We start from the raw sequence: 20153 nt of genomic DNA, 5'->3' as shown, positions 1-20153 counted from the left end.
GCGGGCGGATCTCCGTCCTGGCGCAGGGTGATCACCACGCGATGTCCGGACCGCGCCGTTGCGGCACCTGAGTGCCCGAACAGCCGGCTCCGGCTACCCGAAAGTAGCCCGTTCGGTGCACCGATCGGTCAGCCGGCGATTTCCGTTCGGGCGGGCGGGCCGGACCGGGACCCTGCGCGGCCGGCGCGGTGCAGATGCGCCCTGACCGCGCGGGCGGTCGGCGACACGGAAACGCCCGGGGTGCGGGCCGGCGACACGGGGACGCCCGGCGGTGCAGGCGACACGGCGGCACGGGGGGCGCCGGCCGGTGCAGGCGACACGGCGACACAGGGACGCCCGGCGGTGCAGGCGGTACGGAGCCGCGCGCGGGCGCCCGGCGGTGCGGGTCAGAGCCGCTCGGAGAGCATGCCCGCGGCGAAGGCCGCCCTGCCCGCCATGCGCCGTACGACCGGCACGAGTCCGCTCCTGCCCTCGACGTCCATGCGGCGGTAGACCCGGGTCAGCGTCTTCTCCACGGCCCGCCGCGTGACGCCGAGCGCGGCTGCCGTCTCCTGGTTGGTGTGCCCGAGCACGACGAGGGCGGCCACCCGGCGTTCGGTGTCGCTGAGTCCGCGGCCTCCGGGCGGAACGGCGTGCCGGGGCTCACCGCGGAGTGTTCCCGTCCAGCACCACAGCACCGATTCGCCGGCCGCGTCGGCGATCCGGTCGGCCTCCGCGAAGAGTTCGGCCGAGCCCGGCCGGCCCGCGGCCCTGAGCCGGCTGCCGTACGCCGTCAGCGCCCGCCCCAGCTCCAGCGTGTTGCTGGTCTCCCGCAGTACGGAGACCGACTCGGCGAGCAGGGACAGTGAGTACGCGCCGCCGACGACGGTGCCCCACAGGCGCAGGGTCCTGCCGACCTCCGCCTGTGATCCGGCCGTCCTGGCGGCCTCGCAGGCCCGGGACAGCAGGCGCAGGGCGTCCTCCTTGCGCCCCGCGCGGAGCAGCGGGGCCACCGACCACAGATCCACCGGGAACAAGGCCCGGCTGGACCAGGCCTTCTCCTCGGCCAGACGTGCGGCCTTGAGCAGTTCGTCGAGCAGGAGCGGCAGTTCGGTGACCGGCGCCGCGTGGGCCCGCAACGCCCGGCCGGCCAGGCCCGCCAGTGAGATCCCCGCCCCCTGGCGCTCCTCCAGGAGGGCTCCCAGCCGGCCGGAGAGCTGGGTGTCACGCGTCTCCAGGGCGACGGACGTGAGACCGACGACAGCCGGCCAGTCGTCGTCCGTCAGGGGCCCCGGCGCGACCGCGCAGGCGTCCGACGCGTCAGCCCAGGCGTCCGCCAGCCGTCCGGCGTGGAGGGCACCGTACGCGCGCCAGCTCAACAGCCGTGCCGCCAGCGCCTCGTCCCCCCGTTCCCGGGCCGCGACCAGGGCGGATCCCAGCCAGCGGCTCACGGGCCCGTCCACCCCGGTCGCCGTGCCGGCGGCGATCAGGAGTGCGGGCGCCCCGTGGGCGGAGGCTTCCTGAGGGAGCTCCTGGTCGAGCAGCCGGCGCACCAGACCGGCCGCCTCGGCGCGGGGCAACCGCCCGCCGAGGGTACCGGCGAAGACCAGGGCCGAGGAGAGTTCGCGTTCCGCCGCCGACCCGGGGCCGCGAACCAGCGTGCGCAGTCGCCCGACCGCGTCCCGCGGTGCTTCCGGGGCTGCCATCGTGCCCAGTCGTACCCGCGCCTCCAGCCGGAGCGCGAGGTCCTCCGTGTCCGTGCCGGCGTCCCGCAGGGCCTGCGGCCCCCCTGCCGAGGCCAGCACCGAGGTGGTCTGCGGGGCGGTGAGGAACAGGGTGAGCGGTACGCCGGCCACGACCTCGGCGCGTTCCCGGACCGAGGTGAGCAGCTGGTTCGCCTGGACGGCGTGGCGCAGCGCGGCGGAGGTGTCCACGCCCTGCTCCGCCGCGGAGAGGGCGGCGAGGAAGGTGCCGCGTTGCGCGCTGTCGGGCGGGAACTCCCGCAGGGCCCGGCGGAGACAGCGGATCGCCAGGTCGACGGATCCGCGCCGCAGCAGGTCCTCGGCCGCGTCCCACAGCACAGCGGCGGTTGAGGCCCATTCGCCCGGGCCGATCTCCAGGAGGTGGGGGACGATCCGTTCCGGCGGCGCTCCGCTCCCGTGGAGCAACTCCACGGCGCGGCTGTGCAGCGCGGCGCGGCAGGCGGGCGGGAGCGTTTCCTCGGCGATCTCGCTCACGCAGTCCCACAGGACAGGGGGCTCGCGGTGGTCCACGTCCCAGCCGAGGCGGAGCAGTGCCCGCCTCCCCTCGGCCAGTTGGGCCGGGTCGAGGCCCGAGAGCCGGGCGAGAACGGCACCGTCGCCGGTGTCGCCCAGGATCACCGCGCAGTGCGCGAGACGTCGCGCGGACTCCGGCTGACTGTTCATCACTTCGGCCACCCGGCTCCGCAGACCCTCCGGGGCCGGCCGGGCGCGGGCGGCGTCCAACAGGTGTGCCGGGGCGACAGGACGTGAGGCCTTCACACGATCCAGCAGGGAGACCAGCAGCGCTGGGTTGCCGCCCGTCGCGTGGGTCCAGGCGGAGAGCTGGGTCCCGGTGAGCGATGCGCCGCGCTCACCGAGCAGTGCCCGAACGCCCGCCCGGCCGAGCGGCGCCACGCTGATCACGTGGTCGGCGGCCGCCAGCAGATCGTGTACGCACGGCCGTTCGGTGCGCGGGTCCCCCCGCCGGAACGCCGCCACCACGAGGAGCGGGACGGTCCGCGGGCCGTCGCACCAGCGAGCGAGCCCGGCGAGGGATTCCCGGTCGGCTTCGTGCAGGTCGTCGAGCAGGTAGACCTCCGGAGGGCCGGAGTGCGCGCCGGGGCCGGGCGGACCGAGGAGTCCGGTGGGACGTGGATCTCTTCGCGTACCGACACCACGGCCGTGGCGTACGGCGAAGCCCTCGCCGGCGGCCAGGCCGGCGACGGTGGCGAGGAAGGCCGTACGGCCAGCGCCCGGTGGGCCGACGACCGCCAGGAACACGGCGCTGCCGTCGCGTACCCGGCCCATCGCCGCCCGGACGGAGGCGACGCCGTGCGTCCGGTCGCGGGGCGCCGGCTCCCCGCTCGCGGTGGGCGCCACGAGGCCGTCGTCCCCTCGGGCCGTCACGTCCGCACCGCCTCCGGGTGCCCGGCCACGAGGGATCGCGGACATCCGGTCCGAGCTTCCTCCGGGGGCACTTCGGTCCGGCAAAGCTTCGGGGCACCCTTCACGGTCTCGGCACGAGGCCGTCTACACATGACACAAGATTTTCATATAGTAACCAACGTGAGCTCGAGCCGATCAGAGCACAGACGTCCTTTGAACCCCCCTCCGGCCATTCGAACCACGCCCCAGCCCGCAGGCACTTCCCTGGCACGTTCCCTCTCCACGGGGACCCAGTCCCTCTGGATCCCGCCGGGGCGATACGGCGCCCACTGCGTGGTGATGGTCGGCAGCGTCGGGCACCGGCCGGCGGACGCTCTGGTGCGTCATGTCGGACGGCTCAGCGGACGGGAACCGAGCGTCCGCCGCGTCGTGTGCCGCCACGACGAGGCCGTCGCCGAACACGCCGCGCTGCGCCGGTTACTGAACCTGCACGGGTGCGACTCCCACCCGCGGACGACGCGGCGCACCGCCCAGCGGCTGGTCGAACGGTCGCTGAACCGGGCCCCGTTGGTGCTGGCGGTCGACGACGCCCAGTGGTGCGACGAGGGCACGATCCGCTGGATCGACGGGCTGATGCACGGCTCCGCAGGGGCTCCGCTGACCGTGCTCCTGAGTCTGACCGACGACATCCCCGCCGTCTCGGCACCGGCGTTCGAGGCACTCGTGGCGCGCGACACCTGCACGGTGGCGGGAGGGCCTCCCCTCTGGCGGCCCGCCGTCCGGGGGGTGGCCCTCGCGCCGCCCGCCCCGGCCCCGTCCGGAACCGCCCGGCCCGCCGACGCCCCCGCTCCGGGGACTGCCGGGTCGCTCGGCAGCCAGGAGAACAGGCTGCTGCGGATCGTCCGGGCGGCCGTACTGCTGCGCAGCACCGATCCCGATGTCGTCAGTCAACTGGCCGGACTGCCCCGGCAGATGACCGGCCGGCTCCTCGGGACGGCCCTGGACCGCGGTCTACTCCCCCGGATCGACCCGGTGCGGGGCGCTCCGGCCGAGCTCGACCGGCTGATGGCTTCCCTGCCCGACGCGGAGCGCGAGCAACTGCGCGCCCAGGGGGCGGAGATACTCAACGACGCGGCCCGCCCGGCCCGGCAGGTCGCCGAACTGCTGCTGGGCCTGCGCACCCTGGACCGCCCGTGGATGCGAACCGTGCTCAGGGAGGCGGCCGTCGCCGCCTTCCGTGAACAGCCGGCCACCGCCGTGTCCTTCCTGCGCCGGCTCCACGAGGCCGTGCCAAACGACCTCACCGTGCGCGCGGAACTGGCCGCCGCGCTCACCGACATCGACCCGGCGGACGCGCTGCTCCACCTCGACGAGGTACTGGCCCGCTGCGACGACCCCGAGGTCAGGGCGTTCGCCTCCGGAGCCCGGAAGCTCACCGCCCTCATGACGCACCGCCTCCCCGATCGTCCCGAAGCGCTCGGCGCCCTGTTGCGCGATCTGCCCCACCCCTCCTCCTCACTGTCGTGCGGAGGCCCCGCCGACGACCTGGCGCTCTCCGCCCGGGCCCTGCGCACCGCGCTGACCGGCACGGACATCGGTGCCGCCGTCGCCGATGCCCAGCGGGTCCTGCGGACCGACCGTCCGCGCGCGGCGTGGGCGGCCGTCGCGGCCTCGCGGGTGCTCGCGCTGAGCGACGACACCGGCGCGGCGCTCGCCCATCTGGACCGGGTGGCCGAGTACAGCCTGCGCCGGGAGGAGGACTGGGCTCTCGGCCACGCGGGAGCGAACCGGGCGCTGCTGCTGCTGGAGTCGGGACGTACGGACGAGGCGGCCGAGGCGGCGCTGGCCGCCACCCGGCTCGCGGAGGCGCAGGGCGGTGCGGCGGGCAACCCTCTCGCGTGGACCGCACTGGCCCTGACGTCGGTGGCCCGCGCCGACATCACGGGGGCAGCGGCGGCCCTCCGCCGCCTCGACGGCCTCGACCTCGGTGATTCCGTCTGGGAACACCATCTCCGTCTGACGGCCGGAGCCTTCGTCGAACGGGCCCTCGGCCGGCCGGCCGAGGCCCTTCGGCTGCTGGAGGCGTGCGGCGCGGATCTCGACGCGGCCGGCATCGGCAACCCCCTGTTCACGACCTGGTGGCTGCACAGCGCGGAACTGCACATGAGCCTGGGACTGCCGGGCCCCGCCAGGGAACGGGCCGAACACGGCCGGCAGCTGGCCGAGCGCTGGCCCACGGCCCGGAGCACCGGGCTGAGCCTGCTGGCGCTGGGGACCGTGGCCACGGGAACGGACCGGGTGGACCTGCTCACCGAGAGCGTGCGGGTACTGCGTGACTCCTCCGACCAGCACGCCCGGGTGCTCGCGGAGATACGTCTCGGCAAGGCGCTGCTGCGGCGTGGGGACGACAAGGCGGCACGAGGCAGGCTGCACGCCGCCCGGGGTACGGCCGTGCGGTGCGGCATGACCGCGGTGGCGGGTCAGGCCAGGGCGGCGCTCGCGGCGGCGGGCGGCCGTCCCGCGTCGGTGACCCTCACCAAGGCGGAGCGGCCGGTCGCGGAGATGGCCGTGGCCGGCGCGTCCAACCGGTCGATCGCGGACACCCTCTGTCTGACGGTGCGCACCGTCGAGTACCACCTGACCAGCGTGTACCGGAAGCTCGGCGTCACCGGGCGCGCGGGCCTGGCGCAGCGGCTCGCCGCGTCCACCGGGCACGGATCGAGCCCGCCCGGCGAGGAGCACTGAGCTCGGGGGACCTGCCGCGGGCGGCGTCGCTCACCCGCAGTGCGCGCCGCCCGAACCCACCAGCCCTTCGCGCAGGGCGACCGCGACGGCCTGCGTGCGGTTCGGGCAGTTCAGCTTGGAGAGCACGAGGGCGACGCTGCGTTTGGCCACGTGTTCGGAGACGCCGAGTGCCTTCCCGATCTGCTTGTTGCTCAGCCCGTCGACGAGGAGTTCCAGCACCTGTCTCTCACGCTCGCTGAGGCGCCCGGTCGACAGTCCGGCCGCTGTCCGCGTCCCCACGGCCCGCACGGGCGCCGCGGCCACCGGCCCCGGGCGGGGCAGCAGACGTTCGCCGCCGGCCACCCTGCGCAGGGCCTCCTCCAGACCCTCGGTGGTCAGCGCGTCCTGGTCGAGCACGCCGTCGCACGCCAGGGCACCGCCGGACGCCACGCGCCGGACCTCCGCGCCGGGCAGGATCAGCACCACCCGGATCCCGTTCCTGCGGACCACGGCGGCCAGGTCGGCCGCCCAGCCGTCCTCACCCGCCCCGTCGCCGTCCACACACCACAGGGCCAGCACATCGCAGGACAGGACCAGCATCTGGAGCGCGTCGACGGGGGCGGCGGCCCCGAACTCCCCGGGCGGATGGACGGAGTACTGCTCCACGAGGGGGGCCTCCTCCAGCATGGCGGCGAGCCCCTGCCGGGCCACCTCGCCCCTGGCGACGACCGCCACTCTGACCGACTCCGACGTGTTCATGTGCCGCTCCCCGTCCACCCGACCGACTGCACGGCGCGATTCGGCCAACTCCCGGCACCGCCGCACGCATGGGCGATTATCACTCGGCGCGGAGCTCCCTCGTTCCCTTCGGTGCGTCGCGATCTCCTCACGGACGCAACCGCCTGGTAACGCGCGTGGGGCTTCCGCCCCGGTACGGTCACGAGGGTGTGACAGCCGGGCCGGCGGACTCCGGAGGGCGCGGATTATCAGCCGTCTCCGGCCTCCGGTGGTGCGGGGCCGCACCCGGGTGGACGAGCGGGCCGCCCACGGCCGCCGGGATCCGGCGGCCGTGGGCGTCACACGGTCACATCAGGCCGAGCGACCGGAGCACGAGGCGCTGACGCGCGGTCGGCAGTGCGGGCCAGTAGACGTAGCAGACCCCGCCCGTACCGCCCCTGACCGCCCCGTTCGCGTCGTAGCGCTTCGTCCGGAGCCAGATGTTCTCCCACTCCCGCCGCCGGTAGACGTGGCGGACCGCCTCGTTGTCCGGCGACGCGGGGTCGTTCGCGATCACGTCACCCTCGGCCGTGAAGCCGATGACCGTCATCAGATGGCCCGAGGTGCCGTAACCCGCGCCGGTGAGCTCGCCCTTGAAGAACGACTGGGACGTTATGACCGGGATGCCCGCGCCGATCAGCGCCTCCAGTTCGGTCAGCGATCCGAGCCGGGTGACGGCGGCGCTCATGTCCCGGTAGGTCGAGGCGTAGGCGGCGTTGAACGGCCAGTTGCCGCACCCCTCGTACTGGTGATCGTAGGTCTGGCGGGCGGCGTGGCAGACCTGCGGGTCGGCGATGCCCGGCTTGACCCAGGCGAGGTCCTCCTCGGTGGGCCGCCGTCCCCAGTACTCGATGATCATCTGCGAGGAGGTCGGGCTGCACCAGGCCTCTCCACCGTTGTCGTACTCCGGGTACTCCCCCACGTGGACGTTCTGCGAGTAGCGGGGCACGGCGAGTTCCCCCGCGACCCGGGGCTCGGTGGCCGGGACCGTGAAGCGGTCCGGGACGTCCGACGCCATGGCGCCGATCCGGTGGACGGTGGGCGTGAGGCGGGTACCGGGAGTGCGGTACAGGGTGAGCCGCAGCCGGTACGAGACCAGGCGCAGCCCGCTCGCCGGGTCGTCCAGCGAGAAGGTGTCGGTCCAGATCGTGCTCCTGCCGTCGGTCTGGTCGTCCACCGAGGTCCGGCGGATGTCGGCGTCGCCGGCGGCCCAGCGGCCCATCACGTACCAGGGCGTGTCCGTGCCGTCCGAGTAACTGCCGCGCAGTTCGATCTGGATCCAGGTACCCGGCGGGGTGTGCGCGTTCCAGGAGGCGATCACCTCGGTCGCCGGGACGGCGGAGCGGTGGACGGGTGAGGTCCAGGTCGCGTACTCCCAGGTGGCGCTCGTGCCGGTGTGCGGGTCGGTGTAGCCGGTGCTTCCGGCGGGTGCGGAGATCACCAGGCCCGCCCGGCGGCCGGCGACCGCGCGGGTGCCGTCGGCCGTCCCGCACCGCCAGTCGGAGTACGTCGTCCAGAAGCGGTTGTCCACGAGCGAGGCGGCCGCCCGGGAGGAGGTGCGGGAGGTGCCGGAGGGGGCGGCGGCCTGGGCGGCGGAGGCCACGGCGCCGGCCCCGGCCGCTGCCGCGATCGCGGCGGCGAGCACGGTCCTGCGTGATGTCGGTCTGGTCATGGGCGAGACCCCCGGTCGAGTGAGCGGATTGGGGCTGCGGGTGCCGATCGGGCCAACTATCGCGGGTAGGTGCCGGATCCTGCCAGTGATTCGACTCGCGCCGCGGGAGCAATATTGGTCTGGTCCACTGGCGTGACCTGCGGGGGTCCTGAGCCGCGCCGCCCGCCCGCTCTCGTAGGGTGGAGCCATGAACGACCTGGCGGACCACGCACGCCGGCTGCGCTCCCTGCCACCGTCCTGCGGGCCGGTGCGGCTGATCGCGGTGGACGGCCACGCCGGTTCCGGCAAGAGCACCTTCACGGGCCAGCTGGCCACGGCGCTCGGCGGCGCCCCCGTACTGCACCTGGACGACCTGGCCACTCACGACGAGCTCTTCGCGTGGACGGACAGACTCAGGGACCAGGTCCTGGATCCCCTCTCACGGGGCGAGCCCGCGCGGTACGCACCGTACGACTGGACGGCACGGCGGTTCGGCCCGCACAGGACACTGGAGCCCGCCCCCGTGCTACTGGTCGAGGGAGTGGGAGCGGGTCGCGCAGCGGTGCGGCCGTTCCTCGCGGGAGTGCTGTGGATGGAGGGCGCGAGCGCGACGTCCTGGGCGCGGGGCAGACTCCGCGACGGCCCGGCGCTCTCCGGGTTCTGGGACGGCTGGACGGTCGCCGAGCGGCGGCATTTCGCCGACGATCCGTCCTACCCGTTCGCGGACGTGGTGATACGGCGGATGCCCACGGGATACGCGTGGCTGAAAGGGCCTCGCGTGACTGCGGGGACGAGTCGGATCATCACGGAGAGTGAAGGGTGAGGGTCGGCATACCGACCAGTAGGAAGATGCCCCGTAAGTGCCCCAACTCGGCTTGACCGGGGGGCCGTACAGGTCTTACGTTCTGGATGTGCGGCTTTTCGAAGCCCCCGCAGTCGCGAAGCCCCCGGTTGTTCCCCCGTGATCGGGGGCTTCGTCCTGCCCTCCCGCACCGCCGGAAAGGGCCGTCGAATCACGCTCGGTGACCACCCCCGAAGCGCCGGTATCGCCCTTAACCGCTCACTCCCTGTACAGGTACGATGCGTCTCGGTGTGGTCAATTCCCGTCCTCCGGACGGTGATTAGGCGCGCTGCGCTGGGCATGCTGTGCGGGCGGGACATTCGTGGGGGCACGGTTTGTGGGGGACCTGATGGACATCGGCACGCAGGGCACACAGGCCCCGGCCGACCTCGCCTGGCTGCGCGGGGTGGACGCCTACACCATGGGCGCGTACCCGCAGGCCGAGGAGGAGTTCAGGACCGCGGTGCGTTTTGACCCCGGCATGGCGGACGGCTGGCTGGGCCTCCACGCGCTGCGGATCGACACCACCACGGCGCTGTTACGCATGTACCGCCACCGCGACCGCTTCGGCGAGCAGCGCAGGCGCCACCGCCGCACCCTCAACTCGTGGTACTGGCTGGGCTGGTGGGTGCAGCCGGTGCTGGAGAGCCCGCGCGACCTGCTGCTGGCGCACGCCTCGCACTGGCTGGACGGCCGTCATGTGCCGGAACTGGACCGCGCGTTGGCGGGTCTGCCGCCGGTCGACACCGATCCGCAGGTCCGCTTCCTGCACGCCTGCCGCTCCTATCTGGTCAAGGACTGGGAACAACTCGTCCGCACCACGGAACAGCTCATCGACGATCCGCTGCTCGGCATCGAGGCGGGGCTCTTCGGCGGGATGGCCCGGGTGCGCCTGGAGATGTACGGGCAGGCGGAACCCCTCCTGTCCGCCGCGCTGATGCGCTGTCGCAGCGAACAGCCGCAGCGCAAGGAACTGCGCTACTGGCTGGCGCGGGCGCACGAGGGCACCGGCCGCAGCGCGGCGGCCCTGCCGCTGTACCGGGCGGTGCACCGGGTGGACCCGGCCTTCATGGACACCTCCGCCAGGCTCGCCGCCATCTCCGAAGGGGACGGGTTCGACGAGGCGGCCGATCTCGCCGCGGTCTCGCTGGCCGGCTTCGGTTCGGACGGCGCGGGCACGGAGGCCCAGCCCGACGGGGACATGATCCTCGGCACCGACCTGGTGGACGGCCGGGAATCGTGGCCGGGCAGTGATCCGCAGCTGCTGCCCGGCGCGGCCGCGCCGCCCCCCGGGACCGGTGGGGGCGCGCGGGAGAAGCCGGGCTCGCCGAGGGCCGCGGTCTTCCCCGCGGGCCCCAGCGATCCCGCGCTGCTGGCCGAGGCGCTGGCCGAGCTGGAGCGCATGGTCGGCCTCGAACCCGTGAAACGCCAGGTCAGAGCCCTGTCCGCGCAGCTGAACATGGCGCGGCTGCGTGCGGAACAAGGCCTGCCGGTGCAGCCGCCGAAGCGCCACTTCGTCTTCTCCGGCCCCTCCGGAACGGGCAAGACCACGGTCGCCCGCATTCTGGGCCGGGTGTTCTACGCACTCGGACTGCTCGGCGGCGACCATCTGGTGGAGGCCCAACGGTCCGATCTGGTCGGCGAGTTCCTCGGGCAGACGGCGGTGAAGGCCAACGAGCTGATCGATTCGGCCCTGGGCGGGGTGCTGTTCGTGGACGAGGCATACAGCCTCTCCAACTCCGGTTACAGCAAGGGTGACGCCTACGGCGACGAGGCCCTGCAGGTCCTCCTCAAGCGGGCCGAGGACAACAGGGACCACCTGGTCGTCATACTCGCCGGCTATCCGGAGGGCATGGACCGGCTGCTCTCCACCAACCCGGGGCTCTCCTCGCGTTTCACCACCCGGGTGGACTTCCCCAGCTACCGCCCCCTCGAACTGACCGCGATCGGCGGGGTGCTGGCCGCCGAGAACGGCGACGTGTGGGACGAAGAGTCCCTGGACGAACTGCGCAGCATCAGCGGGCACGTGGTGGACCAGGGCTGGATCGACGAGCTCGGCAACGGCCGGTTCCTGCGCACCCTGTACGAGAAGAGCTGCGCCTACCGTGACCTGCGGCTCTCCGGATACACGGCCGCGCCGACCCGGGACGACCTGGCCACCCTGCGGCTCCCCGACCTGATGCAGGCGTACGGCGAGGTGCTGTCCGGGCGGGGTCCGGCGGGCCGGGGGAAGCAGGAGCCGGGCGGGCTGTAGGGCGCGACCGCCGGACGGACCCGAAGGGCCCGCCCGGCGGTGGTGATCAGCCCAGGGGTGCCATGGCCTTCGGCGCCTCCACCGTGCGGCGGGGCACCGAGACCCGGTGGGCCGGGTCGCGGACCTCGCCCACGAGCATCTCCAGGACGTCCTCCATGGCGACGAGCCCGAGCACCCTGCCCGACGCGTCGGCGACCTGGGCGAGGTGCGTGGCCGCCCGTCGCATCACCGTCAGCGCGTCGTCCAGCGGGAGTTCGGCCCGTACGGTCGCCATCGGACGCCAGATCTGCTGGGGTACGGCCCGCTCGGTGTCCTCGAGCTCCAGCACGTCCTTCACGTGCAGATAGCCCATGAACGGGCCGCCGCCCTCCGCGCAGACGGGAAAGCGCGAGTAGCCGGTCCGTACGGTCAGCTCCTCGACGCGGCGCGGGGTGACCGAGGGGTCCACCGTCACCAGGGCGGCCCGGTCGAGCAGCACATCGGTCACGGGACGGCTGCCCAGTTCGAGAGCGTCCCCGAGGCGTTCCTGCGCCTCCGGTTCGAGCAGGCCCGCCATGCCGGAGTCCTCCACCAGCCGGTTGAGCTGCTCGCTGGTGAAGACGGCCTCGACCTCGTCCTTCGGCTCGACCTTGAAGAGCCTCAGCACCATCCGGGCACAGGCCCCGAGGGCCGATGTGACCGGCCGGCAGAGCCGGGCGAAGCCGACCAGACCGGGGCTGAGCCACATCGCGGTCTTCTCGGGGGCGGCCATCGCCAGGTTCTTCGGGACCATCTCGCCGATGACGAGGTGGAGGAAGACGACGGAGACGAGGGCCACCGCGAAGCCGAGCGGGTGGATGAGGCCTTCGGGCACGTGCGCCGCGTGGAAGACGGGTTCCAGCAGGTGGGCGACGGTCGGCTCGGCCACGGCGCCGAGCGTGAGCGAGCAGACGGTGATGCCGAACTGGGCGGCGGCCATCATCTGCGGCAGGTTCTCCAGGCCGTGCAGGACCTGCCTGGCCCGGGTCGACCCGGCCGCGGCCAGGGGTTCGACCTGACTGCGCCGTACGGAGACGAGCGCGAACTCCGCGCCGACGAAGAACCCGTTGGCGAGCACCAGGAGACCGGCGAACATCAGCTGTACGAGACTCATCGCACGGCCTCCAGCAGATCCTGGGTGAGGCGCTCCGGCGGCGCGGACGGTATGTCCGCCAGCCGGACGAAGCGGACCTGCTCGGCGCGGTAGTGGCCGACCTGGCGGACGGAGATCCGCCATCCGGGCAGTTCCGCGCGGTCACCCGGTGCGGGGATGCGCCCCAGGAGATCGGCGACCAGTCCTGCCACGGTCTCGTACGGCCCTTCGGGCACGTCGAGGCCGATCCGCCGCAGGGTCAGCACCCGGGTGCTGCCTTCCACGTCCCAGCCCGAGCGCCCGTCGTCGGCGACGACGGGTGTCAGCTCGGGACGGTCGGCGCCTTCGGCGTCGTGCTCGTCCCTGACCTCGCCGACGAGCTCCTCGATGATGTCCTCCAGGGTGACGACGCCGGCGGTGCCGCCGTACTCGTCGACCACCACCGCGATCGGCTGCTCGCTGCGCAGCCGCTGGAGGAGCTGCTCGACGGGCAGGGACTCCGGCACCAGGAGCGGTGGTACGGCGATCCTGCTCACCGGGGTGCGCAGCCGGTCCTGGCCGGGGACGGCCAGGGCGTTCTTGAGGTGGACCATGCCGACGACCTCGTCGATGCGCTCCCGGTAGACGGGGAAGCGGGACAGCCCGGTGGCCCGGGTGAGGTTGAGGACGTCCGCCGCGGTCGCCGAGGACTGCAGCGCGCTGACCTTCACGCGCGGGGTCATGACGTGCTGCGCGGTGAGGCCGGCGAGGGACAGGGTCCGCACGAAGAGGTCGGCGGTGTCCTGCTCCAGGGTGCCGGCCTCGGCGGAGTGCCGGGCGAGGGAGACGAGTTCGCCCGGGGTGCGGGCGGAGGCCAGTTCGTCGGTGGGTTCGACGCCCAGCAGCCGCACCAGCCGGTTGGCGACGGTGTTCAGCGCGGTGATCACCGGGCGCAGGAGGGTGGAGAAGCGGTGCTGGGGTCCGGCGACGAACCGGGCCACCTGGAGCGGCCGGGAGACCGCCCAGTTCTTCGGTACGAGCTCGCCGACCACCATCTGGACGGCGGAGGCGAACAGCATGCCGATCACGACGCTCACTCCGGGGACGGCCCCCGCGGGCAGTCCGACGGTGGTGAGCGGTCCGGCGAGCAGCTGGGCGAGCGCGGGTTCGGCGAGCATGCCGACGACCAGCGAGGTGATGGTGATGCCGAGCTGGGTGCCGGAGAGCTGGAAGGAGAGTTCCCGCAGGGCCGCGACGACGGTGCGGGCCCGGCGGTCGCCTTCGGCGGCGGCGCGCTCGGCGTCCGGCCGGTCCACGGTGACGAGCCCGAATTCGGCTGCCACGAAGAATCCGTTGGCGAGGATGAGAAGGAATGCCGCGAGGAGCAGCAACAGGGGGGTGGTCATGCCGCCGCCTCCGGGGAGAGGGCGGCGCAGGTACTACCGGACGATCCGTCCATTGCTGGAGGGAGTCACTCCTTGGGTCGCAGGAAAGTGCCCCGCGGGCCTCGGGGGCCGTCTGCTGCGGGGCGGGGCGCACCCGGTGCGCCACCGGTCCCAGAATAATCGGGATTCGGCTCCGCGGGGCAGGGGGCTCAGCCGTTCTCCGTGGCGTCGTTCACTCCGCTGCCGTGGAATTCGGCGAGAGCGCGCAGGGTGCGGGCGTCACGGATCGCCCGCTCCTTGGCCATTCCGGGCTGGATTCCGAGTGCGGGCATGCTGGTGCCGTCGCTGAGGTCGAGGAAGACCCACGGGTCTCCGGCACGCAGGTTGACGCGGAGGATCTCGGCCCATGCCAGCCGCCGGGTGCGGGTGATGTTGACGACGGTGACCCCGTCCTCGTCCACGGTGATGTGGGGCCTGCTGAGCAGGGCCAGGACCCCGAAGAACAGCAGGGCGACGAGGACGAAGCTGGCGCGCTCCCCCGGACCGAGGTTCTCCAGTATCAGCGCGATCGCGGTGATGACGACGAACGTCGCCGCCCCCACGGCGAGCAGGACCACTCGGGTGAGGGTGGGCCGGAAGGTGGCCGGAAGGGAGGGAAGCCCGGGCTGCCGGGTCGCGGGGGCGGACATGGCGGCGCTGTCGTCCTTAGGTGTGCGGTGGTTCGTCCGGCGCGGTGGTTCGTCGGGCGCGGTGGTCCGGAGATGTGCGGTGGCCCGGCCTGGTGTGCTGATCCGGCCGGGGCCCGGTGCGTCCGGCTGTCAGAGGCGGCAGGCGTGGATGGCGGTCGTGAGGATGGCGCGCGCCCCCAGCTCGTACAGGTCGTCCATGATCCGCTGGGCTTCCTTGGACGCGACCATGGAGCGGACGGCGACCCAGCCCTCGTGGTGCAGCGGGGAGATGGTCGGCGACTCCAGGCCCGGGGTGAGGGCGACGGCGCGCTCCAGGTGCTCGACGCGGCAGTCGTAGTCCATCATCACGTAGGTGCGGGCGACCAGGACGCCCTGAAGGCGGCGCAGGAACTGCTGGACCTTGGGGTCCTCCGCGTCGGCTCCCTTGCGCCGGATCACGACGGCCTCCGACGTCATGATCGGCTCGCCGATCACCTCGAGGCCGGCGTTGCGCAGGCTGGTGCCGGTCTCCACGACGTCGGCGATGACCTGCGCGACCCCCAGCTCGATGGCGGTCTCGACCGCGCCGTCGAGGTGGACGACGGAGGCCTTGACCCCTGCCTCGGCAAGGTGGGCCGCGACGATGCCCTCGTAGGAGGTGGCGATCGTCATACCGTCGAAGTCCTGGGGACCCTCGGCCGTGCCGGGCTTCGTGGCGTAGCGGAAGGTGGAGCGCGCGAAGCCGAGCTGGAGGATCTCCTCGGCCTCGGCGCCCGAGTCCAGGAGCAGGTCGCGGCCGGTGATGCCGATGTCGAGGCGGCCCGAGCTGACGTAGATCGCGATGTCGCGCGGCCTCAGGTAGAAGAACTCGACCTCGTTCGACGGGTCGACGAGGACGAGTTCCTTCGACTCCTTGCGCTGCTGGTAGCCGGCCTCATGGAGCATCGCCATCGCAGGCCCGGAGAGTGAACCCTTGTTGGGGACGGCGATGCGCAGCATGAGGTCGGGTTTCCTTTGTGCGGAGGGATGTTCGGGGAGAGTGCGGCGGTGCTCAGAGGTGGGCGTAGACGTCGTCGAGGGAGATCCCGCGGGCGACCATCATCACCTGGACGTGGTACAGCAGCTGCGAGATCTCCTCGGCGGCGGCTTCCTTGCCCTCGTATTCGGCGGCCATCCAGACCTCGGCGGCCTCCTCGACGACCTTCTTGCCGATGGCATGCACGCCCTTGTCCACCAGTTCGGCGGTGCGGGAGGTGGAGGGGTCGCCGTCGGCGGCCTTGAGCTGGAGCTCGGCGAAGAGCTCTTCGAAGGTTTTGTTCGCCATGATGGTCCTTAGAATACGGGGTCCCGGAGCACTGCTCAGCGCCAGGGTTCGCTTACGGTCCGCAGCGTGGCCGCGGTGGCGACGGCCGCGGTGACCGCTTCGTGGCCCTTGTCCTCGTTGGAACCCTCGAGTCCGGCACGGTCCAGGGCCTGTTCCTCGTTGTCACAGGTGAGGACGCCGAAGCCGACGGGTACTCCGGTGTCGACCGTGACCTGGGTGAGGCCGTTGGTGACGCCCTGGGACACGTACTCGAAGTGGGGTGTGCCGCCACGGATGATCACGCCGAGTGCGACGATCGCGTCGTAGCCGCGGCCGGCGAGCACCTTGGCGACCACCGGGAGCTCGAAGCTGCCGGGGACCCGCAGCAGCGTCGGCTCGTCGATGCCGAGGTCGTGCAGGGCGCGCAGTGCCCCGTCGACCAGCCCGTCCATGACCTTCTCGTGCCACTGGGCCGCGATCACCGCCACCCGCAGGTCTCCGCAGTTGCGTACGGACAGTTCGGGTGCGCCCTTGCCGCTCATGTCTCTCCTGTGTGTTCGTCGGTGGTTACTGGTTGCCGCAGGCGGACGCGACGGTGGCGTCGAGCCACGGCAGGTCGTGCCCCATCCGGTCCCGCTTGGTACGCAGGTAGCGGAGGTTGTGCTCGCCGGCCTGGACGGGCATGGGCTCGCGCCCGGTGATCCCGAGGCCGTACCGGACGAGCGCGGCGGTCTTGTCCGGGTTGTTGGTCATCAGGCGCAGGGTGCGCACGCCGAGGTCCCGCAGTATCTGCGCGCCCGCCGCGTAGTCCCGGGCGTCGGCGGGCAGGCCGAGTTCGAGGTTGGCGTCGAGGGTGTCGGAGCCGCGCTCCTGGAGTTCGTACGCGCGCAGCTTGGACACCAGTCCGATGCCCCGGCCCTCGTGGCCGCGCAGGTAGACGACGACCCCGCGTCCCTCGGCCGTGACACGCTCCATGGAGGTGTGCAGCTGGGGGCCGCAGTCGCAGCGCTGGGACTGGAAGATGTCGCCGGTCAGGCATTCGGAGTGCACCCGGACGAGGACGTCCTCGCCGTCCCCGATGTCGCCGTGGACGAGCGCCACGTGCTCGACGCCGTCGACGGTGGAGCGGTACCCGTACGCGGTGAACGGGCCGAAGCTGGTGGGAAGCCGCACCTCGGCCTCACGGCGCACGGTCGGCTCGGCGCTGCGGCGGTAGGCGATCAGGTCCTCGATGGAGATGATCGTGAGTCCGTGCTTGCGGGCGAACGGGACGAGTTCGGGCAGCCGCAGCATCACGCCGTCCTCGCCGGCGATCTCGACGATGGCTCCGGCGGGGCGCAGCCCGGCGAGCCGGGCCAGGTCGACCGCGGCCTCGGTGTGGCCGTTGCGGACGAGCACGCCGCCGGTGCGGGCGCGGAGCGGGAAGATGTGACCGGGCCGTACGAAGTCGCCGGGGCCGGCCGTGCCGCCCGCCAGCATCCGGAGGGTGGTGGCGCGGTCGGCTGCGGAGATCCCGGTGGTCACCCCGTGTTCGGCGGAGGCGTCCACGGAGACCGTGAAGGCCGTCTTCATCGACTCGGTGTTGTGCGTGACCATCTGCGGGAGTTCGAGGCGCTCCAGCTCGTCGTCCTCCATGGGCGCGCAGATCAGGCCCCGGCACTCGCTCATCATGAAGGCGATGATCTCGGGGGTCGCCTTCTCGGCGGCGATGACGAGGTCGCCCTCGTTCTCCCGGTCCTCGTCGTCGACGACCACGACGGGCCGTCCGGCGGCGATGTCGCGGATCGCCTGCTCGACGGGGTCGAGGGAGAGGTCGTCGAGGGTGCGGTCGTGCAACCAGGCGGGTCGGGCTGTCATGCCGTGGCTCCCTTCAGAGCGGGTGTCCGCGTACGCAGCCACCAGTCGCGCATGCCCCACAGGACGAGCGCCCCGTAGACGACGTAGATGAGGCCGGAGAAGGCGAGGCCGCTGTGGAAGTTCAGCGGTACGCCGACGAGGTCGACGAGCAGCCAGGCGAACCAGAACTCGACCATGCCGCGCGCCTGGGCGATCATCGCCACGAGGGTCCCGGCGAAGATGTAGGCGTCGGCCCACGGGCTCCAGGAGAGCGACGGGAAGGCGGTGAACAGTCCGCCGACCGCGAGGGTGCCGAGCGCGGCGCCGCCCACCAGGTACCCGCGCTCGCGCCAGGTGGCGAAGCGCACGGCGATGGAGCCGTCCTGGGCCTGCTGCCGGCCGCGGGTCCACTGCTGCCAGCCCCAGACGGCGACGGCGATGACGATCAGCTGCTTGCCGACGCTGCCCGCCTGCTGCACGGAGACGTTGGCGGCGACGAGGACGACGCCGGACAGGAGCTGGGCGGGCCAGGTCCACACCGAGCGCAGCCAGCCGAGGGCCAGGGCGATCAGGCCGATCGTGTTGCCGATCATGTCCGACCAGATGATGTGCTGCCCGAAGGCGCTGAAGGCCTCCGAGTTCAGCCAGTCCAGGGCGCTCATGCGACCGGCTCCCCGGCTTCCGCGGCGGAGCCGTGGGCGAGCAGCCGCTCGACGTACTTCGCGAGGACGTCCACCTCGAGGTTGACCGGGTCGCCGGCCTTCTTGATGCCGAGCGTGGTCAGCGCGAGGGTGGTGGGGATGAGGCTGATGGTGAAGTAGTCGGGACCCGCCTCGACGACGGTCAGGCTCACGCCGTCGACGGTGATCGAGCCCTTCTCCACCACGTAGCGGGTCAGACCGGCGGGCAGGGAGATCTTCACGATCTCCCAGTTCTCGGAGACCGTGCGTTCGACGATGGTGCCCGTACCGTCCACGTGCCCCTGGACGATGTGCCCGCCGAGCCGGCCGCCGAGTGCCATGGGGCGCTCCAGGTTCACCCGGGAGCCGGCCGCCAGCGCGCCGAGGCTGGAGCGTTCCAGCGTCTCGGCCATGACGTCGGCGGTGAACTCGTCGTCCCCCAGGTCCACGACGGTGAGGCAGACACCGTTGACGGCGATGGAGTCGCCGTGCTTGGCGCCCTCGGTGACGACGGGGCCACGCAGTCGGAAGCGGGAGGCGTCGTCGAGTTCCTCGACGGCCGTGACCTCACCCAGTTCTTCGACAATTCCGGTGAACACTCAGTTTCCCTTCCGAGCAGGAACGGGGACGGCGGTGATGCGCAGATCGGGGCCGATTCGGACGGTCTCGGTCACATCGAGGCGCAACGCCTGGGAGATGGTGGAGATTCCGGCGTCGGCGAGGGCCGCCGGGCCCGAGCCGAGGAGGACCGGAGCGAGGTAGCCGACGACGGTGTCGACCGCTCCCGCGGCGACGAAGGACCCGGCGAGGACCGGACCTCCTTCGAGGAGTACGGAACGGACGCCCCGCCCGTGGAGGGCGGAGAGCAGCGCGTCGATGTCCAGTCCGGGGCCCGCGGCGGCGCGCGGGAGGCGCAGCACTGCCTCTTCGGGGAGGTGACCGGCGTCGGCGTCGGCGGCGACCGCGACCAGGGTGGGCGCGGTCCCGTCGAGGACGCGGGCTCCCGGCCGCACGGCGGTGGCACCGGTGTCGACGACCACCCGGAGCGGCTGGGTGGCGCCCTCGACGCCGCGTACGCCCAGCTGGGGGTCGTCGGCGCGGGCGGTGCCCGAACCGACCACGACCGCGTCGGCCTCGGCGCGCAGCCGGTGGACGTCGGCGCGGGACTCGGGGGAGGTGATCCAGCGACTGGTGGAGTCGGCGGCGGCGATCCGGCCGTCGAGGGTGGCGGCGTACTTCCACAGGACGTACGGGCGGCCGAGGCGGACCGAGGTGAGCCACGCGGTGTTACCGGCCTCCGCCTCGTCGGCGAGGAGACCCTGCTCGACCTCGACGCCCGCGGCGCGCAGGGTGTCCGCGCCGCCGGTGGCCTGGGGGTTCGGGTCGCTCACCGCGTGGACGACACGGCGGACGCCGGCCTCGATGAGTGCCTGGGCACAGGGACCGGTGCGTCCGGTGTGGTTACAGGGTTCGAGGGTGACGAGGGCGGTTCCGCCACGGGCCCGCTCGCCGGCCTCACGCAGGGCGTGGATCTCGGCGTGCGGTCCCCCGGCGCGCTGGTGGAAGCCTTCTCCGGCCTGTTCCCCGGCCGCGTCGAGGATGACGCATCCGACGACCGGGTTCGGGCTGGTGGCGCCGAGTCCGCGGGCTGCGAGCGTGATCGCCCGCCGCATGGCGGTTCTTTCGGCTGCGGTGGCCACCGGGTCCTCCTGCCTCTTCGGGCACGGACTCCGGGGCCTGTCGATGACGACAGATGAAGCGGAACGCGAACAGGGACACGCCGAATTCCGAAGGAACGGATGTGCTCGCCCCGGGACATCCCGGAACGCATCCGCCT

16 protein-coding genes are annotated in these 20153 nt (G+C 72.7%); 3 read left to right on the top strand and 13 right to left on the bottom strand.

The features are described 5' to 3' along the window. Window positions 1-386 precede the first annotated feature (386 nt). Entirely contained in the window at window positions 387-3173 is a 2787-nt protein-coding gene (locus tag ACFYQ6_RS26270; protein ID WP_361574163.1) for a helix-turn-helix transcriptional regulator, read from the bottom strand. 273 nt (window positions 3174-3446) lie between these two features. Here ACFYQ6_RS26270 and ACFYQ6_RS26265 point away from each other — a divergent pair, with 273 nt between their 5' ends. Continuing rightward, a complete protein-coding gene (locus ACFYQ6_RS26265) occupies window positions 3447-5852 on the top strand; it encodes a LuxR C-terminal-related transcriptional regulator (protein WP_388765184.1) in 2406 nt (801 codons plus the stop codon). Between the two features lie 30 nt (window positions 5853-5882). On the opposite strand, the gene ACFYQ6_RS26260 is transcribed toward ACFYQ6_RS26265, so the two are convergent. Together ACFYQ6_RS26260 and ACFYQ6_RS26255 are read right to left on the bottom strand one after the other, a co-directional pair. Beyond that, window positions 5883-6590 (bottom strand): response regulator transcription factor, encoded by a 708-nt coding sequence (locus tag ACFYQ6_RS26260; RefSeq protein WP_361574167.1) that lies wholly within the window; start codon window positions 6588-6590, stop codon window positions 5883-5885. 325 nt (window positions 6591-6915) lie between these two features. Then, on the bottom strand, window positions 6916-8280 hold the full coding sequence (locus ACFYQ6_RS26255; protein WP_361574169.1) for a peptidase C39 family protein: 1365 nt from the start codon (window positions 8278-8280) through the stop codon (window positions 6916-6918). Window positions 8281-8467: 187 nt separating this feature from the next. On the opposite strand from ACFYQ6_RS26255, the gene ACFYQ6_RS26250 reads away from it, so the two are divergent. Beyond that, window positions 8468-9082: a uridine kinase gene (locus tag ACFYQ6_RS26250; protein WP_388765181.1), complete on the top strand. Its 615-nt coding sequence runs from the start codon at window positions 8468-8470 to the stop codon at window positions 9080-9082. Window positions 9083-9449: 367 nt separating this feature from the next. Then, a complete protein-coding gene (locus ACFYQ6_RS26245) occupies window positions 9450-11354 on the top strand; it encodes an AAA family ATPase (protein WP_361574172.1) in 1905 nt (634 codons plus the stop codon). A gap of 46 nt (window positions 11355-11400) precedes the next feature. On the opposite strand, the gene ACFYQ6_RS26240 is transcribed toward ACFYQ6_RS26245, so the two are convergent. From ACFYQ6_RS26240 to ribD, 10 genes are all read right to left on the bottom strand, one after another. Continuing rightward, window positions 11401-12486, bottom strand: coding sequence for a hemolysin family protein (locus tag ACFYQ6_RS26240; RefSeq protein WP_361574174.1), 1086 nt, complete (start codon window positions 12484-12486; stop codon window positions 11401-11403). Then, window positions 12483-13850 (bottom strand): hemolysin family protein, encoded by a 1368-nt coding sequence (locus ACFYQ6_RS26235; RefSeq protein WP_361574176.1) that lies wholly within the window; start codon window positions 13848-13850, stop codon window positions 12483-12485. Before ACFYQ6_RS26235 ends, ACFYQ6_RS26240 begins: the two co-directional genes overlap by 4 nt. A 188-nt stretch (window positions 13851-14038) precedes the next feature. After that, window positions 14039-14518, bottom strand: coding sequence for a PH domain-containing protein (locus ACFYQ6_RS26230; RefSeq protein WP_361574178.1), 480 nt, complete (start codon window positions 14516-14518; stop codon window positions 14039-14041). 129 nt (window positions 14519-14647) lie between these two features. Then, complete coding sequence (gene hisG / locus ACFYQ6_RS26225) at window positions 14648-15496, bottom strand: ATP phosphoribosyltransferase (protein WP_361574180.1); 849 nt, start codon at window positions 15494-15496, stop codon at window positions 14648-14650. Between the two features lie 52 nt (window positions 15497-15548). Continuing rightward, window positions 15549-15821: a phosphoribosyl-ATP diphosphatase gene (locus tag ACFYQ6_RS26220; protein ID WP_031097852.1), complete on the bottom strand. Its 273-nt coding sequence runs from the start codon at window positions 15819-15821 to the stop codon at window positions 15549-15551. A gap of 35 nt (window positions 15822-15856) precedes the next feature. Further along, entirely contained in the window at window positions 15857-16342 is a 486-nt protein-coding gene (gene ribH, locus ACFYQ6_RS26215; protein ID WP_073751806.1) for a 6,7-dimethyl-8-ribityllumazine synthase, read from the bottom strand. Window positions 16343-16367: 25 nt separating this feature from the next. After that, window positions 16368-17657 carry a bifunctional 3,4-dihydroxy-2-butanone-4-phosphate synthase/GTP cyclohydrolase II gene (locus tag ACFYQ6_RS26210; protein WP_361574183.1) on the bottom strand — a complete coding sequence of 430 codons (1290 nt, stop codon included), beginning with the start codon at window positions 17655-17657 and terminating at the stop codon, window positions 16368-16370. Then, the gene (locus ACFYQ6_RS26205; RefSeq protein ID WP_361574185.1) at window positions 17654-18298 is read right to left on the bottom strand and encodes a nicotinamide mononucleotide transporter family protein; all 645 of its coding nucleotides are present in this window, start codon (window positions 18296-18298) and stop codon (window positions 17654-17656) included. The genes ACFYQ6_RS26210 and ACFYQ6_RS26205 overlap by 4 nt, the downstream gene beginning before the upstream one ends. Beyond that, window positions 18295-18915, bottom strand: a complete 621-nt coding sequence (locus tag ACFYQ6_RS26200) for a riboflavin synthase (protein WP_361574187.1) — start codon at window positions 18913-18915, stop codon at window positions 18295-18297. Before ACFYQ6_RS26200 ends, ACFYQ6_RS26205 begins: the two co-directional genes overlap by 4 nt. Next, complete coding sequence (ribD, locus tag ACFYQ6_RS26195) at window positions 18916-20016, bottom strand: bifunctional diaminohydroxyphosphoribosylaminopyrimidine deaminase/5-amino-6-(5-phosphoribosylamino)uracil reductase RibD (protein ID WP_388765176.1); 1101 nt, start codon at window positions 20014-20016, stop codon at window positions 18916-18918. It lies immediately after the preceding gene. Between the last annotated feature and the right edge of the window lie 137 nt (window positions 20017-20153).

Origin of the sequence: Streptomyces sp. NPDC005494 (assembly GCF_042872025.1) — a bacterium.
Lineage (GTDB): Bacteria > Actinomycetota > Actinomycetes > Streptomycetales > Streptomycetaceae > Streptomyces.
The sequence above is the reverse complement of the archived record's forward strand: the minus strand, read 5'-3'. Positions and strand labels throughout refer to the sequence as shown.